Annotated in this window: 14 protein-coding genes, 1 tRNA gene and 2 pseudogenes; 1 reads left to right on the top strand and 16 read right to left on the bottom strand. The window is 59.7% G+C overall.

Annotated features, from left to right (window positions below):
• The first annotated feature begins 194 nt into the window (after positions 1–194).
• Positions 195–965 (top strand): trans-aconitate 2-methyltransferase, encoded by a 771-nt coding sequence (gene tam / locus ACYP2Q_RS24260; RefSeq protein ID WP_459732796.1) that lies wholly within the window; start codon positions 195–197, stop codon positions 963–965.
• A gap of 58 nt (positions 966–1,023) precedes the next feature.
• Here tam and ACYP2Q_RS24255 read toward each other — a convergent pair.
• The 16 genes and pseudogenes from ACYP2Q_RS24255 to ACYP2Q_RS24180 all read right to left on the bottom strand — a co-directional run.
• Positions 1,024–1,278, bottom strand: a pseudogene (locus tag ACYP2Q_RS24255) (type II toxin-antitoxin system HicB family antitoxin); the annotation flags it as partial.
• A gap of 63 nt (positions 1,279–1,341) precedes the next feature.
• The gene (locus ACYP2Q_RS24250) at positions 1,342–1,611 is read right to left on the bottom strand and encodes a short-chain dehydrogenase (RefSeq protein ID WP_459732795.1); all 270 of its coding nucleotides are present in this window, start codon (positions 1,609–1,611) and stop codon (positions 1,342–1,344) included.
• A gap of 413 nt (positions 1,612–2,024) precedes the next feature.
• Complete coding sequence (locus tag ACYP2Q_RS24245; RefSeq protein WP_274073492.1) at positions 2,025–2,432, bottom strand: type II toxin-antitoxin system HicB family antitoxin; 408 nt, start codon at positions 2,430–2,432, stop codon at positions 2,025–2,027.
• A 35-nt stretch (positions 2,433–2,467) separates the two neighbouring features.
• Positions 2,468–2,647: a type II toxin-antitoxin system HicA family toxin gene (locus tag ACYP2Q_RS24240; protein WP_077184214.1), complete on the bottom strand. Its 180-nt coding sequence runs from the start codon at positions 2,645–2,647 to the stop codon at positions 2,468–2,470.
• Between the two features lie 260 nt (positions 2,648–2,907).
• Positions 2,908–3,771: an RHS repeat-associated core domain-containing protein gene (locus tag ACYP2Q_RS24235; protein WP_459732848.1), complete on the bottom strand. Its 864-nt coding sequence runs from the start codon at positions 3,769–3,771 to the stop codon at positions 2,908–2,910.
• Positions 3,772–4,119: 348 nt separating this feature from the next.
• Positions 4,120–4,302, bottom strand: a pseudogene (locus tag ACYP2Q_RS24230) (helix-turn-helix domain-containing protein); the annotation flags it as partial.
• A gap of 68 nt (positions 4,303–4,370) precedes the next feature.
• The gene (locus ACYP2Q_RS24225; RefSeq protein ID WP_459732794.1) at positions 4,371–5,918 is read right to left on the bottom strand and encodes a Fic family protein; all 1,548 of its coding nucleotides are present in this window, start codon (positions 5,916–5,918) and stop codon (positions 4,371–4,373) included.
• 302 nt (positions 5,919–6,220) lie between these two features.
• Positions 6,221–6,294, bottom strand: a tRNA-Gly gene (locus tag ACYP2Q_RS24220).
• Positions 6,295–6,467: 173 nt separating this feature from the next.
• A complete protein-coding gene (locus ACYP2Q_RS24215; protein WP_459732793.1) occupies positions 6,468–7,352 on the bottom strand; it encodes an alpha/beta fold hydrolase in 885 nt (294 codons plus the stop codon).
• 312 nt (positions 7,353–7,664) lie between these two features.
• A complete protein-coding gene (locus tag ACYP2Q_RS24210; RefSeq protein WP_459732792.1) occupies positions 7,665–8,357 on the bottom strand; it encodes a pseudouridine synthase in 693 nt (230 codons plus the stop codon).
• A 35-nt stretch (positions 8,358–8,392) separates the two neighbouring features.
• Positions 8,393–8,611, bottom strand: coding sequence for a cysteine-rich CWC family protein (locus ACYP2Q_RS24205; RefSeq protein ID WP_459732791.1), 219 nt, complete (start codon positions 8,609–8,611; stop codon positions 8,393–8,395).
• The gene (locus ACYP2Q_RS24200; protein WP_459732790.1) at positions 8,598–10,091 is read right to left on the bottom strand and encodes a sensor domain-containing diguanylate cyclase; all 1,494 of its coding nucleotides are present in this window, start codon (positions 10,089–10,091) and stop codon (positions 8,598–8,600) included. Before ACYP2Q_RS24200 ends, ACYP2Q_RS24205 begins: the two co-directional genes overlap by 14 nt.
• 145 nt (positions 10,092–10,236) lie before the next feature.
• The gene (gene atzF / locus ACYP2Q_RS24195) at positions 10,237–12,015 is read right to left on the bottom strand and encodes an allophanate hydrolase (protein WP_459732789.1); all 1,779 of its coding nucleotides are present in this window, start codon (positions 12,013–12,015) and stop codon (positions 10,237–10,239) included.
• A 24-nt stretch (positions 12,016–12,039) separates the two neighbouring features.
• Complete coding sequence (gene uca / locus ACYP2Q_RS24190; protein ID WP_459732788.1) at positions 12,040–15,666, bottom strand: urea carboxylase; 3,627 nt, start codon at positions 15,664–15,666, stop codon at positions 12,040–12,042.
• A 253-nt stretch (positions 15,667–15,919) separates the two neighbouring features.
• The gene (locus ACYP2Q_RS24185) at positions 15,920–16,561 is read right to left on the bottom strand and encodes an urea amidolyase associated protein UAAP2 (RefSeq protein ID WP_459732787.1); all 642 of its coding nucleotides are present in this window, start codon (positions 16,559–16,561) and stop codon (positions 15,920–15,922) included.
• 11 nt (positions 16,562–16,572) lie between these two features.
• Entirely contained in the window at positions 16,573–17,298 is a 726-nt protein-coding gene (locus tag ACYP2Q_RS24180; protein ID WP_459732786.1) for an urea amidolyase associated protein UAAP1, read from the bottom strand.
• Positions 17,299–17,306: the final 8 nt, after the last annotated feature.

The following is a 17,306-nucleotide window of genomic DNA, read 5'->3' as shown; positions in this document are numbered from 1 at the left end:
ATTGTAGGAGCTGGCTTGCCAGCGATGACGGCCGCAAGATCATCGCAATCTTCAAGGCCGCCTTCGCCAGCAAGTCGAATCCCCGCACCGACAATTCCCACCAAAGGTGCAATAGAGCACTACCCACCAGTCGATGTATCGTAGCGAACCGGTTGTCAGCCAAGCCCCAGACAACGCACCAACAGGAGAACGCAATGAGGTGGTCCGCCATACAATACGTCGCTTTTGAAGATGAGCGCACCCGTCCAGCCCGCGACCTGCTGGCCGCCATCCCCACCGGGACGGTGCGCTCGGCCATCGACATCGGTTGCGGTCCGGGTAACTCGACCGAATTGCTGGTGGAGCGCTTCACCGACGCCACCGTACGTGGCCTGGACAGTTCAACCGACATGATCGAGGCCGCGCGCAAGCGCCTGCCCCAGGTGCAGTTCGACATCGCGAACATCGACACCTGGAATGACACTGGCCCGTTCGACGTGATTTTCGCTAACGCGGTGCTGCAATGGGTACCCGATCACGCCACATTACTGCCTGCGCTGGTGAGCAAGCTCGCGCCCGGTGGCAGCCTGGCGATCCAGATGCCGGACAACCTCAATCAACCCTCGCACCGCTTGATGCGCGAAGTCGCGGCACAAGGCCCGTGGGCCGAAAAACTGGCAGGCGCCGCCAAGCAACGGACTGAAATGGCCGATGCCAACGTTTATTACTCGATGCTCAAAGCCTGTTGCACCCGCGTCGATGTATGGCGCACCACTTACCATCATCCGCTAACGGGCGGCGCGTCGGGTGTGGTGGAGTGGTTCAAGGGCAGCGGCTTGCGGCCGTTCCTCGAACCGTTGGATGAGACGCAACGCGTGCAATTTCTGAAGCAGTATCAGGCTGCAATCGAACAGGCCTATCCGGCATTGGACGACGGTTCGGTATTGCTGCCGTTCCCGCGGTTGTTTCTGGTGGCGACGCGCTGAGGTGACAAAGGCAGAGATGAGTCATAAGTCGGACGCTCCAGTGAGTCCATTTGGTGCGCACATCGATGTCCACCAACGCCCACGTACAACCTACGTACTTTGGATTGTCCTCATGCAGTGTAACGTCGCTGGCTAAGGGGATAGAGACCCCATCCTCTGCGAGGATTTCCAAGTGACCCTCAATGGCTTCGCGGGCCATGGCCATCACATTATCCAGATCTTCACCGGCAGAAAAACAACCTGGTATGTCGGGGACTTCTGCGCTCCACGCGTGGTCATCATTGCCCTTTGAAATCGCAATCGGGTAAAGCATGTTCATTGTCCTCCCTGTACATCGGAAACAAAAAGGGCGCCTGGAAAGGCGCCCGATCGATCGTCACGACGGTTGCGCATCCATGCGCCGAGCGATGACATCCAGCACATCGCAGCCATCGCGCAAAGGAATGCTGCACAACAATGCGAAGTCGCTGAGGATGACTGAGTCTGTGCTGATCTCACCGCGCATCGCGAGGTTTTCGAGAACTTGCGTCACGGCGCCGATTCGGTAACGAGCACTGCTGAGCAGCGAATGCAACGGTTGAGTGGTGTTGATGTAAAACGAGGGGAGATCGTCGGCGTTACTGGTTAAAGCCATATATTCGTTCATGAGTGATTACCTTGAAGTTAGGTGAACTACCACTCATCGTCGCCAAACAAAGGGTGGTAGCTGTACGCGGGTTGGCGAACCGGACAAGGCACAAACCGGCAGACCCGAAGATCTCCCACGCACAGCCACCAAAAAACAGGTAGCCAAGTACGTTCAGAAACGCTCCGAGCTGGCTCGGAGATTTCTGTGCCTTGCCATCGAGTCGCCAAACCCGATACGCCATTTGGGGCGCGCTCGGACTATAGGTCTCATGACTAAGGCACAGCAACGCGCGAGTGTACGGACATTTCCCATACTATTGTAGGACCTTACTTTTTTTAGCAATGGTGTCGCCTGAGATCCAGCATTCATTAAACTCCGGCCACAAAAAACCGGCCACTCGGGCCGGTTGATAGATCGGTGCAATAAGCTTATCAGCTCTGCTGCAATACCTTGAGTGCTGCCGAAGCCAGAAAGCCTGAACGGCTTTTTTCTTCCGGGTGGTGCAGCACATACTCATCGATACGGTTGAGCAGGTACCCAGGCAGTGTGATGTTCAGCTTCTGGGCCTTGCCCAGATATTTGGTAACGTCGATGTCCACCAGTGCCCATGCGCACCCGGCGTACTTTGGGTTGGCTGCGTGCAGTGTCACTTTATTCGCGGGAGGAATCGCTGAACCCCCTTCGGCCAGAATCTCGAAATGGCCTTCAATGGCTTCTCGGGCCATCGCCATCGCATCATCCAGATCTTCTCCGGCGGAAAAGCAGCCCGGAATGTCAGGGACTTCAACGCCCCAGGCGTGCTCCTCATCTCCCATTGAAATCGCAATCGGGTAAAGCATTGTCATTGTCCTCCGAGGACTCAGCGCAGCGTTTGTCAGAGCAGCGCCTGTTGCAAAATACTGATGGCCGTTTTCTTGAGAAGATCTTTCTTCGGGTGAGGGACTGTCACCAGCCCCGGTTTCGTCGGATGCTTGAAGTGGTGATGGCTGCCTCTGATTCGTACCAGATACCAGCCGTCCGCAACGAGTTGGCTAATCAAAAATCGGCTATTCACATCACCTCCCTGTGGCGTGCTTGTGGTTACTATACCCACTGATTTTTTTTAATCAACACTATAACCACCAAGTCGTCCGGGATCGGTGGGACAGCGATAGGAATCGAGTCTATAAGGCCGCTGCGGACATGGCTTTGGGCAAGCCTGAAAGGAGAGAGTTGATGTATTGCGAGGTTTTGCGTGCAGGAGAAGCCGGCATCTATAGATCCAGTGCTCGTGGAAAGGCTAATGCCTGATGAGATTCGAGAGTAAATCCACGTCTAGTTTGGGCGTCTGATTGTCCTGGCTGCGGAGGTGGTTTCATCTATGAATTGCAGTTGAGGAAGCTCGCTCATCCGGGCTGTGTGAAGCTCGAGGTGATTCAAGAGGTTCTCCTGGTCTCTCGCAAGCCGTGTGCTTTGCGATAGACGTCCAGCTTGAGGCGATGCACCGCGTGCGGTTGAATGCATGGGGGCAATGGGAGTCAGGGCTATCGGTGGACTGTATGGTGGCGGTGGACCAAGGTTCAAGGTGGAGAACGATGGCGGCGAATCCAGAAATGACAAAGTTGAATATCGAGGCGGACGGTCTAGGACCCTATCCACCGATTGAAACCATTGAGTGCTTCTTGCCGTTGCTTCTCTTGCCGCTCTGTAAGCCAGCGTTAGGGTGGCAGCCCCTGCGGTAACACTCGCACCCGCCAGAACGGGTGCTATTACCGAGGCAGGGTTTGCAATCGCCGCGGCACCGAGCAGCACGCCTGTCACTCCCGTACCCAGAGCCAAAATTCCCTGCCTACGAAAACGACCACTTGTTGACAGGGCAAGACCCATTCCTCCGATCGATGATGTCGCGCCTCCAACGCCTGATAGAAGATTCACAATAGCCGGTATCGCGAATCGCCCTGTGGGATCACGATTATTTACGGGATCTGCGACGCAATAGGTGTACGGGTTTAATCCACCCGCAGCAAATGGGCTGAATTTGTCAGGTGAATGAAACCGCATCAGCACCGGGTTGTAGGTTCGATGACCGTTGCCCAATAAGTACCAATGAGTCTGTGATTCCTGAAACTCACCATTGAAACCAAGACGGGTTGAACAACGGCGATCGGCTGAACGGAACCCATAGGCGGTGTATGCCATTGGACTCACATCACCTTGACTCACTTGCGACAGAATGGATTGGTTCTGATTGGTCGCAAGTAGAATCGTTTTTCGTTCGTTTATCTCGACTTGAGTGGGCGTGACCATGGAAGGCTTCTGGATACTTATAAGGACGGTACTGTTGTTTTACAGTATCTGATTGCGCGCCCGTACTAGCAGAACTGATAGTGCCTTGATCCGAGACACAAAAAATCGGCCACTTCGGACCGGTTGTCTGTATCGCTAGTCCCAGTCAAAAATCCAGACCGGGACAAAGCAGGAGTACTCGTCAGGCAATGCGCGCGAGCAAACTTTCGTAAGGAATTCGCAACCCACCGTGCGAAATTAGATTGCCTCAATCGGATCTGAGGGTGGCATCGGGTAATGCTCGTCTTCGTACTTCTCGATGAGCAACGCCAGAATTTCCAGCTCATCGCCTTCAGGCGAACCCATTTTTGCACCCCACAGTTGCTCCACGCGCGCAAATGCAGCGGTCAGGCCCTCTTGGCTGCGGATAGGTTTAATGTCCATTACACGGTCTCCGCATTGATCTGATCATAGTGGGCAACTGATGTGACAGGCTGGAAAAGGTGACGAGTTTATTCCTCTTCACTGCCTCCCATCTCCCGATCTTCAAACGCCGAACGCACAGCCTCCACAACCCGTTCCGCCAAGCGCTCATCTTCAAGCTGCGCATACCCTTTCTTCAGCTTGCCCGACACCACCCAACCATTCTCCTTGATCGAACGGATGATTCGGTTCGCATCCTGGTCGGGCATCTCCAGCACCTCTTTCAGTTGCTCCTGCGCTCGCTGAAAGATCACCAGCACGCGCGCTTCATCCGCCATTTCCGTGCGAATCGTGTGCTCGACGACGCGTGCGGTGTACAGGACGTGTTCGGTCAGGTCCGGATACCGCCAGGCAAAACAGGCATCCTCGTATTCATCGAAGATGAAGTTGCTGAGCGTTCCGTCCTCGTAGGTCACCAGTTCGCCGAAGCGATAGGCCGTCGCGTAACGTCGCATGAAAGGTCGCGAGAACACTTTGAGCGTACGATCGTAGCCGGCACGGAAGTCGATCGAGCTGGTGATGGTGGCTGACACCGGCAGGATGACGCCGTCGGGCACTGCCTTGTCTCGAATCAGGGTGTCGTTGATCAGGAAGCGGTGGATCCGGCCATTGCCATCGCGCATGGGGTGGATATAGACGAAGCCAAATGCCAACACAGCGGCACGTGCCAACGATTCCGCACCGCGCGTTGCGACCTCAAATTCGTTGAGACCCGCCAGTAGCTGGTCAAGGTCGCTGGAGTGAGGGGCGATGTAGTGCACGATGTCCTCGCGCATCGTGGCTTGCCCCACAAATACGGGAGAGTGCCGCAAGCCCAGGCCGATGGCGTCATGTCCCAGAATGCCGGCTTGCAGGGACTGCAGGCTGTCGTTGCTCAACGGGTTTTCGATATGACCGCAATATTGGGCAATGACATGGGCAAACCGCTGGATGCGATCAGCCTGGTCGGCTTCCTTTTCGATGAGAAAGCTTGCACGCGATTCCTTGAACGTCAGCCAACTGGCCGTACGCATCAGGATGTTGGCGCCAAAGGCCTGATCCAGCTCAGCCAATGCTTCTCGCGGTTCGAATTGCAGTGCTGCCTGCACGGGCGCCGTACGGCGAATCACGGGACAGAACTGAGCCGTTCCCGGCAGATTGTTATTGATGCGCCAACGCCGAATTCGTAACGACTCGCGACGAGTCAGGTAATTTTTTGGCGAAAGTGCATCAACGTAGGCGCCATTGCTCACATCAGGCACATCCAAATGTTCCCCTGTCAGCCATTCATAAAGGAATCCTGTGCGACGGGCGTACTGGCCGAAAGGCTCCCGTCGACACCAGTCTTCGACAGGCTGCGACCCGATGGCCGCAAACAGGCGGGCAAAGAACTCAAGATGAATGTCTTCGTACTTGAGACCGAATTCGAAATGTCCTGCAAAGTCGTCTGCGGGCCGGTAGCTTGGCGGATACCGGTTCTCCACATGCCCATCGCTTTCGCGGCTGACCCGTGTGCTGCCGATCATGGACTCGACGCGCAGGGGCTGCGCCAAGGCGATGTCGTAGCGGTTAGCGAGGGTCTTGAAACCGACTTGCATTGACGAAATCCTTTACTGAGGCGAGAAAAACGCTAACGGAACGTCGATCCTATGCGAAAACGCTAATTTCCGCAGGTGTGAAAATGCTAATGCGTGATGAAAATTGATACTGAAACCGGATTTTTAGAAAAAAACGCTAACGAACTTAGAGTAGTCACGACAGCAGTGGGCGTACTTGCTGGTCGACCAGCGGAATGACAAGCCGGATATCCAAACCCCAGGCACAAAAAAACCGGCCATAAAGGCCGGTTTTTATTTACCTGTATCCCCCGTCAAAAAACAACGTGAGACAAAAATTCGGTTGGAGCGGGTGAAGGGAATCGAACCCTCGTTATCAGCTTGGGAAGCTGGAGTAATGCCATTATACGACACCCGCTCAGAGCGGTGACTTTGTACCAGATGTGCGCGTGGAAATGAAGTTTTTCTTTGCGTTTGATGGCTTTAGCGCGGGTGAAGCACATGCACGGACCCTCTGACGGTCGTTCGCGGGCAAGCCTCGCGCCTACAGATTACGTAAGGGCAGCGGGGCTTGCTCGCGATGACGCTGTTTCAGAGGGACAATGCATGGTGGTCCTGAACGTGGTGGTAACGCGGTCGGCTATCGTGCTGTGCCGGCTTCAGGAACCCCAGTAGTGCATTGCGGCTGTCTCGGCAGGCGGCTTTGTGTTCCATGTCGAGAAAGTGGCCGGTAGCGCCCAGGGTCATGAAGGTGGCGTCTTGCACGTGGTCGGCGAACAACCGGGCGCCATCGGCGGCGGTGTATTCGTCCCATTCGCCGTTCATGAACAGCACCGGTACGTTGATTTTCTGCGCCGCCTTGAAGAAGCACTGGCGGTCGCTGTGCAGCAGGTCGCTGATGTGGAAGTGCATTTGCCCGTATTCGTGATCGGCCAGGCTGCTGACGTGGCGGTAGTTGAAGCGCTTGAACAGCGTCGGCAAGTGTTTGCCGATGGTGCTGTTGACCAGGTTGCCGACCCGATCACCGTCACGGCTGCCCAGGTAATCGACACCGCGCTCGAGGTAATCGAGCATGTGCGCATTGATCTCCGGGGAGAACGAGCTGATCACGGCTTTTTCGATGCGCCGAGGCTGTTGGGCCAAGGCGACCAGGGTCGCGGCGCCACCCCAGGAAAACGACAGCACGTGTTCGGCGGCGAAGTGGTCGATCAGCTCCAGGAGGATCTGCCCTTCGACTTCCTTGGTCAGCAATTTCTCATGCAGGTTGTGGGCTTTGGACCGGCCCGCGTAGGGCTGGTCGTAGCAGACCACATTGAACTGCGGGTGGAGGTTCTTCACGGTTTGAGCAAACGACGCAGTCGTGGCCATCGAGCCGTTGACCAGAATAATGGTCTTCTCTGCGGCGTCTGCGCGATAGAACTCCGTGTAAACCCGATACTGACCCTGTATATCCAACACAGCGATTTCTGGCCTCATGTCATAAGACTCCTGGCAAGCGGGTATGCGCGCAAAAGAGATTGCACGAGCTTTGTGACAGGTAGGCATACGCCTTGGAAATTGTTAGCCCATGTCGATCCATTGCAGTCCGGTCGACGGGTATTGTTATTGGCGGGCAGTCTGCCGGGTGAGGCCGGAACCCAAGGGTCCCTACCGGCAAAAAGTTTCTTAGATACGTCTTGTGACTCATCGGTCACATTTCGGCCGACGTCCTGATTCAAGCAGGGGTCACGTCATCGCGCAAGTGCCTTTGGCAAATTGTTCGACAACTTCTGCTCAGCGGTAGGCTGCTTAGATCAATTCGATCTCATCAAAGCTCAGCGGGCGGTATTCACCCGGTTTCAACGCGTTGTCGAGCTTCAGTGGACCCATGGATTCGCGATGCAGGCGCGTCACCTTGTTGTTGAAGTGGCCGAACATGCGCTTGACCTGGTGGTAGCGCCCTTCGACGATGCTCAGGCGTGCGCATTTTGGGCCCAGCAGCTCTAGCCCGGCGGGTTGGGTGGTGAGGTCTTCGAAGGCGAAGTACAGCCCCTCGCGAAAGGTGATCGCGTATTCGGGGCCGATGTCCTGCTCGGTTTCAACGTAGTAGACCTTCGCCAGTTTGGTCTGCGGCTGGGTCAGGCGTCGCGACCAACTGCCATCGTTGGTGATGAGCATCAGCCCGGTGGTATTGAAATCCAGGCGTCCGGCGATGTGCAGGTCATCCTTGTCCGGCTCCGTGATCAGGTCGAGGACGGTGGGGTGCTGTGGGTCGCGGGTGGCGCTGACGCAGCCGGCGGGTTTGTTGAGCATGAAGTGGCGCAGCGGTTTGCCGGCTTGCAGCACCTCCTCGTCGACTTCGACGCGACTGAATTCGCGGACGTCGGCGTGGGGATCGCTGACGGTTTTGCCGTCGATCCTGACGCGTTTTTTCACCAGCAACAGGCGCACCTGCTTGCGGTTGAAGCAGGGCAGGTTGCTGAGAAAGCGGTCGACGCGCATGACGTGAGGATCAGTGAAGAAAGGGGGCGCGCATCTTACTTGATCGACGGCGGCGTTGCTTGCAACTGCGCTTCGACCTCGGCGCAACGCGGACACAGGCAGGCAGCGTTACGCAGTTCGGCGGGCAGCGCCTGGAGCACCGCCGGGTCGATGCTGACGCCGTAGCACCAGCACGCGCGGTCAGCGGTTCGCGGGTCGGCCAGGGTGCAGTCGTTGGCTGCGCCGCAGGCCGGGCAGAGGTCAGGCTTTGTCATAGGCAGGATGCGGTAGCTCTACGCAGATTCGGTTGCGGCCCGATTGTTTGGCCCGATACATCGCATGATCGGCCCGAGACAGCAGGGTATGCAAGGTGTCATCGGGCTGCAGGGTGGTCAGGCCGATGCTGACGGTCAGTTGCAAGCGGCTGCCATTGTACGCATAGGGCTGTCGTTGCACATGCTGGCGTATTTTCTCGGCGATCACCTGACCGCTGTCAGCGTCGGTGTCCTTGAGCAGCACGATGAATTCTTCACCGCCCCAGCGACAGACGATGTCGGAGTGGCGCAGGCAGCTTTCCAGGTCCCGGGCGAAGCCGATCAGCACCTGATCGCCCGCCAGGTGGCCGTAGGTGTCGTTCAAGGCCTTGAAGTGGTCCAGGTCCAGCAGCAGCGCCGTCAGCGGCCTGGGTTCACGCTGGGCCTCGTGCAGCGCTTGCGCGGCCAGCAGGTCGAAGCCGCGGCGGTTGGGCAGTTCCGTCAGGCTGTCGAGCGTGGCCTGGGTCTGGATCTGACTCTGGTAGCGGTTGATCACGCGGTTGAGCAGGGCCAGCACGGTCAGCGTGACCACCAGGCAAATCAGCAGGTTGAGGTAAAGCGAGCGGCGGATGTCGCTGAGGTCGCCGTCTTCGCGCTTATCGACGAACAGATACCAGTTCAGCTCCGGGATGAACCGCACGTTGAGGAAGTGTCCCTGGCCCTGGCCGGAATATTCGTAGCTGCCGCTGTGGGGCTTGGGCAGTTGGCTGAGCAGGTTTTTCATGCTGTCGAGTTCGGCCAGGGTCTGCCCGGCGAGGGCACCTTGCGGCCCGCCCTCGGCGCCGGTGAGCACCAGGCGGCCGAAGGTGTCGACGAAGTACACGCTGCGCTGGTAGCGCTGCTGGTATTTGTCGATCAGCTTGATCACGGCATCGACCGTCAGGCCGACACCCGCGGCGCCGATGAAGCGGTTGTTGTAGTCGTAGACCTTGTAGTTGATGAAGACGGTCAGGTTGTCCTTGTTGGCGAGGTCTGGATCGACGTTGATCTCGTAGGGATCCTTCATGTCACGGACACGGAAGTACCAGGCATCGCGGGGTTCGGTGATCTTGACCTGCTTGAGCACTCCCTTGGCGTGGTAGTAGGTCAGGCTGGCCTCGGAGACGAAAAACGCCGTGTAGGCACCGTAGTGGGTCATGACCTCGTCGAGGTAGCGGGTCATCTGCCCGGTGTCGCGTTCGCCGTTGACCACCCAGTCGCGCATGAAGGTGTCGCGGGACATCATCGAGGAAATCAGGATCGGCCGGACCAGGTCTTTCTGGATTTCCGAGTAGACGGTGTCCGATGTCAGCGGCAGCTCGGTGTTGACGATGTTGTCGCGGATCGACGCTCGCGAGGCGTAGTAACTGAGAAAGGAGGTGGCCAGGAAGCCCGCGCCCAGCAACGCAATCAGTGTGAGGACCAACGAGCGTTGGGAATACAGCGGCGAGCGAAGTGGCATGGCAGTTCCATTGTCAGCAATCCGATGGCAGGCATTCTAAGGGCTGTCGCGGGAAATAACTGCTCCATGTGCGTCGCGAATGGTCGTTCCTGTGTTCTGGCGCAGATCGTTCCCACGCGGGGCGTGGGAACGATCCCCTGGGAGGTCAAGCGAGGGTTTTGAGGTAGGCGCGCCATCCGCCCAGATGGCTGATATCCACCGCGCCCTCCAACCCATAGGCCTCACAGATGAACCCGCTTTCCCAGCGACCATCCGCCAGCTGCACCTTGCCCAGCCCCAGTGGTGCCGGGATGCCGGTGAGGAACGAACCCAGTTCGCTGCTCGGCAATTCCCAGACTTCCACGGCAATCGCCACGCCGCCGTGCTGCACCCGAACCATGCCCGGACGCAACGGCGGGCCACCGGCCAAGGCATACAGCTGATAATCGGCCGAGCTGAACGTCGATTCCACCAGGCGTGCGCCGCGTTGTTTGAGCTGCCAGTTCAACGCCAGGCCATCGAGGTGCGCGCCACAGACCACCAGCCGCGCCTGGTCATTGCGCGCAACCGCGGTCGGTGCCGGGGCCGCCAGTCCTTGCTGGCGCTGCAGGCCATCGGCCAGGCTCAACAGATACTGATCGGTGAACGCCCGCCCGAACAGGGTCACGCCCCAGGGCAAGCCGTTGTCCATGAACGCGCTGGGCACCGCGACGGCAGCGTAGTCGAGCAGGTTCATGAAGTTGGTGTAGTAGCCCAGTTCGCTGTTGCGCCGTACCGGTTCGGCTTCGAGTTCTGCGAGTGTGACCGGGCGACCAATGGAGGGTGTGACCACGCAATGGAGACCTTGCAGGGCTTTGTCGCACAAGGCTTTCAGCGCTTGCAGTCGGTATTGTGCGCGGAAAGTCTGTACGCCCGTGACGGCCGGGGCCTTGGCCAATACGGCGCGAATGACTGGCAGTACGGCCTCGGGATTTTGCTCCATCAATTCGCCGGCCACGCTGTAGCGTTCAGACACCCACGGGCCTTCGTAAAGCAAACGCGCGGCTTCGAGAAAGGGCGACAGGTCCAGTTCCACCACTTCACCACCGAGGGCCTTGAGTCGCTCGATCGCATCGGCAAATAAATGCGGCCCTTCAGCGCAGCCGAAAAATTCCAGGTCTTGCGCCCGCGGCACACCGAAACGGAACGCCCGCACGGCGCCGAATGCCGAGCCGTCATTCCACAGTGGATTAGCGCGGCTGTACTCGTCCCGTGGATCAAGTCTCGCGGTCAATGCGAGCAACTGACTCGCCTCCCGGGCGGTCGCGGTAAAGGTCGTCACGCAATCGAGTGTGCGACAGGCCGGCACCACGCCCGCGGTGGAAATCAGGCCCTTGGTGGCTTTCATCCCCACCAGATTGTTCAACGCCGCCGGCACGCGTCCGGAGCCCGCGGTGTCGGTGCCCAGGGAAAAACTCGCGACACCGAGCGCCACCGCCAGGGATGAGCCGGCGCTGGAGCCACCCGACGGATACTCCGGCAACACGCTGTTGGGGCACGCGCCGTAGGGCGAGCGCGTGCCGTTGAGGCCGGTGGCAAACTGATCGAGGTTGGTCTTGCCCAGAGGCACGGCGCCCAGCGCCAGCAGTTGCTCGACGATGGTCGCCGAACGTCGCGGCACGTAGGCAAACGCCGGACAGGCCGCCGTGGTTGCAATGCCCGCCAGGTCGATGTTGTCCTTGATCGCGAATGGCACGCCGTACAGGGGCAAGCTGTCGATGTCGCGGCCGTCGAGGGCGGCGAGGTAGGGCTCCAGCTCTTCGGCGCTGAGCAAATGGATGAACAGGTGATAGTCCGGGTTCAGTGCCGCTGCTTTGTCGCGCAGGCTCAACAGCAATTGACGAGGCGTGGTGCTGCCGTCGCGATAAGCGTTGCGCAGGGCGTCGAGTTGCAGATTGATGTTCATGGTATTCGTCCTTTCGAAAGGGGTTCAGTCGAGTTCCAGCACCACGACGCGCTGTCCGGCGCGCACTGCCGAACCCGGCTGCACGCGAATCTCCCGCACCACGCCGGCCATTGGCGCGAGCAGCGGGATTTCCATCTTCATCGACTCCAGGATCACCAGCACATCACCGGCTTCGACCCGGCTGCCGGCCTGCACCTGGACTTGCCAGAGGTTGCCGGCGATGTGGCTGTCGACGCTCTGTTGACCGCTGGCCAGGGGCGCGTCTTCGCTCGCCTCTGCAACCAGTTCTTCGCTGTCGAAATGCGCCTGGCCGCTGGCGATCCAGCGTTCTCGTTCGGCGTTGAATGCGCCTTTTTGCTGATCGCGAAACGCGTTGATGCTTTGGGCTTCCTGCGCCAGGAATGCCTGGTAATCCGCCAGGTTCAGCTGACTGTGCTCGATGTCCAGATCGAAACGGCCGAGGGGGAAATCCCGGCGAATGCGCAGCAGTTCATCGGCGCTGACCGGGTAGAAACGGATCTGGTCGAAGAAGCGCAGCAGCCAGGGTTTGCCATCGAACGCGGCGACTTCGCGGTAGCGATTCCACATCTGCAGCGTACGCCCGACGAACTGATAACCGCCGGGGCCTTCCATGCCGTACACGCACATGTAGGCGCCACCGATACCCACCGAATTTTCCGCCGTCCAGGTGCGCGCCGGGTTGTACTTGGTGGTCACCAGGCGATGGCGCGGATCGAGCGGGGTGGCAACCGGCGCGCCGAGGTAAACGTCACCCAGGCCCATCACCAGGTAGCTGGCATCGAACACCGTGCGTTGCACTTCATCGAGGTTCGGCAGGTCGTTGATGCGACGGATGAACTCCAGGTTGCTCGGGCACCAGGGGGCGTCCTTGCGCACGGTGGTCATGTATTTTTCGATCGCCAACTGGCAGGCCGGATCGTCCCAGGACAACGGCAGGTGGACGATGCGCGAGGGCACCTGCAGGTCCTTGGCGGCGCACACGGCGTCCCATTCCCCGGCCACGATGCCGAGCAGATCAGCGAGCGGCAATTGCTCGGGTTGGTAGTGCACTTGCAGTGAGCGGATGCCCGGGGTCAGGTCGATCACACCGTGCAGGTGTTTGCTTTCCAGGGCTTGCATGAGGGCGTGGGCGCGAAAGCGCAGGACGAGGTCGAGTTCGGGGGCACCGATTTCGAGAAGAAGGTGAGTATCCCCCGACAGCCTCGCCACCAGTTGCGTATCCCCCTGACCCAAATCCAGCACCACAGGCGACACAACCCCCTGTAGGAGCTGGCTTGCCAGCGATGAGGCCCGACCAGACACCGCATCAACTTCATCGCTGGCAAGCCAGCTCCTACAGGTGTCCCATTTGCAGGCGAGATCGCGGGCGGTCTTGATGTCGACGGGGGTGAATTGCACTTTGTCCCCGGCCTTGAGCTGGCCCAGCTGCCAAAGATCCGCCTCGATCACGGTCACCGGGCACACGAAACCGCCCAGGCTTGGGCCGTCCGGGCCGAGGATCACCGGCATGTCACCGGTGAAATCCACTGCGCCGATCGCATACGGATTGTCGTGGATGTTCGATGGGTGCAAGCCGGCTTCACCACCATCGGCACGCACCCATTCCGGCTTTGGTCCGATCAGGCGTACGCCGGTGCGGCTGGAGTTGAAATGCACTTCCCACTGTGTGGCGAAGAAAGTGCCGATGTAGTTTTCGGTGAAGTATTCCGGTGCGCCGTGGGGGCCGTAGATGACGCGGATTTGCCGTACGGCAGGCAACTCAGCGATTTCAGGCAGTTGCGCACCGACGCTACGGTCGTTCAACGCCGGCAGATGCAACACATCACCTGCCCGCAAGGCACGTCCGCCATGCCCGCCAAACTGGCCGAGGGTGAAGGTGCTTTTGCTCCCCAGATAATCCGGAACCTGCAAGCCGCCGCGCAGGCACAGATAGCTGCGCGCGCCAGCGCCTACGATCGTGCCGAGGCTCAAAGACGCACCGGACGGAACCAGCAGCGCGGTGTTCATCGGCACCGATTCGCCGTTTAGCGTGAGCGCAATGTCCGCACCGGTCACCACCACCACCGCATCGCAATTGAACCGCAGCAACGGCCCGCTCATGGTGATTTCCAGCGCGGCAGCGCCTTCGTCGTTGCCCAGCAGGAGATTGCCCAGGCGCAACGCACGGCTGTCCATCGGCCCCGATGGCGGCACGCCGACCGCCCAATAGCCGAGGCGGCCGGGGTAGTCCTGGACACTGGTCTGGGTGCCGGCGCTGAGCACTTCAAAGGTGTTGGCTTGATACACCAGGCCTTCCAGACAGCGGGTCCACGGTTGACCACTGGCGAAAGGCACATCGAGCAGAATCTGCCTCAGGTAGTCACGGTTGGTTTCCACCCCATAGAGCAGGCTTTCACCCAATGCCTGATGCAGCTCGGCGCGGGCTTCTTCGCGGGTCGGCGCCCAGCTGATGACCTTGGCGATCATCGGATCGAAGTAGGGCGGGATCTCGCAACCGGCCTCGACCCAGGTGTCGATGCGCAGCTGTTTACCGTCGGCGACGGGGAAATCAACGGCAGTCAGCAAGCCCGGACTCGGTTGAAAATCCCGCCCCGGATCTTCGGCATACAGTCGTGCCTGAATCGCATGGCCGTCAGCTTTCAGACTTCGGCTCAACACGCTCAACGGCAGCAGATCACCCGCTGCCAGTAGCACCATCCAGCGCACCAGGTCGACGCCCCAGACTTGCTCGGTGACGCCGTGCTCCACCTGCAACCGGGTGTTCACTTCCAGGAAGTAGAACCGCTGGGCCTCGCTGTCGAAGACGAACTCGACGGTGCCGGCACTGCGGTAATTCACTGCCTTGGCCAGTTTAATTGCTGCCGCGCACAGTTCATCGGCCATGCCCTCGGGCAGGTTCGGCGCCGGGGTTTCTTCGAGGACTTTCTGATTGCGCCGCTGCACCGAACAGTCGCGCACGCCAAGGGCAATCACCTCGCCACGGCCGTCGCCAAACACCTGCACTTCCAGATGCCGGGCGCGCTGGATGTACTTCTCGATGAACACGCCGGCGTCGCTGAAATTGTTCTGGCCCAGGCGCTTGACCGCTTCGAAGGACTCGCTCAACTCGGTCGCGCTGCGGCACACGCGCATGCCGATACCGCCACCGCCGGCGGTGCTTTTGAGCATGACCGGATAACCCACTTGCTCGCCGGCGATCAGTGCCGCGTCGAGGCTGTCGAGCAGTTCGGTGCCTTCGAGCATCGGCACGCCGTGTTGTTTGGCCAGGGCGCGGGCGGTGTGCTTGAGGCCAAACACCCGCAGCTGTTCGGGCGTCGGGCCGATGAAGGCGATGTCGGCGGCTTCGCAGGCTTCGGCAAAGGCTGCGTTTTCCGAGAGAAAACCGTAGCCGGGATGGATCGCCGTGGCGCCAGTGGCTTTGGCGATGGCGAGGATTTTTTCCACCGCCAGGTAGGTGCCCGCCGCCGCGCCTTCACCGAGGCAGTGGGCCTCGTCGGCTTGCAGGATGTGCAGGCTGGCGGCATCGGCTTCGGAGTACACGGCAACGCCTGCAACCTGCAGTTCGCGCAAGGTGCGCAGGATGCGGCAGGCGATGGCGCCACGGTTGGCAATCAGGACTTTTTCGAACATGGCATAACCCCTGGAGGGGATGCGGGCCGTCCCGCAGTTTTTTGATGAGCGCCGGGGTCGTCCCCGACGGGAAAATCAACTTTCTTCAAACACCACCGCCCCCTGTAGGAGCTGGCTTGCCAGCGAAAGCGGTGTGTCAGTCACACCATTGTTGAATGTGCTGGCCCATTCGCTGGCAAGCCAGCTCCTACAAGGCATTGGCTCGAGCGGGCCTGGCACAGGGCAAACAACCAGCGGCGCAAGCGATCGAGTTTCAGTTCCATACCAGCAGCTCCGCAGGGGTCGGGTTGTAGGCGTTGCACGGGTTGTTCAGTTGCGGGCAGTTGGAGATCAGCACGATCACGTCCATCTCGGCCCGCAGGTCGACGTACTTGCCCGGTGCGGAAATCCCGTCTTCGAACGTCAGCCCGCCATCCGCCGTGACCGGCACGTTCATGAAGAAATTGATGTTCGGCCCGATGTCGCCTTTACCCAGTCGCCCGTCATGCACGCAGGCGCGCAGGTAGTTGTCGCGGCAGCTGTGCATATGGCGTTTTTCCAGGGCATAGCGCACGGTGTTGCTCTCCTGCGCGCAGGCGCCGCCGAGGGTGTCGTGGCGCCCGCAAGTGTCGGCGACGATGGTCAGCATCGGCTTGCCGAGGTTGGAATACAGCACGCTGCCGGTGGTGAGGTACACGCTGTTCTGGCGGCGCAGGGTGCGCTGCACGTCGTAGCGTTCCTTGGGATTGGCGACGCTGTAGAACAGGGTATCGACCGCCTGGTTGCCTTCCAGATCGAGGATGCGCAAGGTCTGGCCGGCCTTGATCTCCATCAGCCAGGGTTCGCCGGCGGGGATGGTGGCGCGGTAGACGGCCGTTTCAGGCGACTGTGGAGCGGTGGCGATTGCGAGTGACATGGCAGCGATCCTCAGGCGAACAGACGGTTGGTGTTGATGAAGCCGCGCTCGTTTTCCGGGCGTGAGGTGCGGCAGTGTTCGGCGACGCTGGGGTCGGCGTTCATCCAGCTCAACTTCAATGGTTTCGGTGCGTATTGCGGCGACGGGTCCATCGGGTGTTGCAGGGCGGTGAGCACCACCAGGGTGTCCATTGGTGCGTACAACTCGATGTAATCACCGGCCTTGGAGTTGCCCTCGACGAAGTGGAAGCGCCCGGCGTCATCGACGTTGACGCGGCTGAACAGGTTGAGGGTCATCAGCAGATCCGACAGGCCCAGCCCCCACTTGCCCAGTTCCACCAACAGGTTGTCGGTGCCGTTGCGGAAGAAGCCGTTGCGCAACTCCTGATAGCGGCCCTGGCCGTATTTTTCTGCCACTTCGTCGGCGCAGAGCACGCCGCCGAGGCTGTCGCTCCAACCGCAGGTGTCGGCAGTGATGGCGGCCAGCACGCGGCCCATGTCCGAGTACAGGCAATGGCCGGCGGTGAGCTTGGCGGTGTGTTGGCATTTGAGGCTGTCGGGCAGGTTCAGGCGTTCGGTTTTTTCATGGGCGTTGAGCAACGTCAGGCTGACGTTGGCGCCGCCGCGCAGGTCGGTCAGGCGCAGCAATTGGCCGCGTTTCAATACAAAGGAACGATGGCCGCCGCCGGGCAGCAGTTCTTCGGCGAAGGGCGGGAACAGTTGGGTCGAATCAGTCATGTCGAAAG

This window comes from Pseudomonas sp. MHK4 (assembly GCF_054600775.1).
Note: the sequence above shows the minus strand (reverse complement) of the source record. Positions and strands in the feature narration are given on the sequence as shown.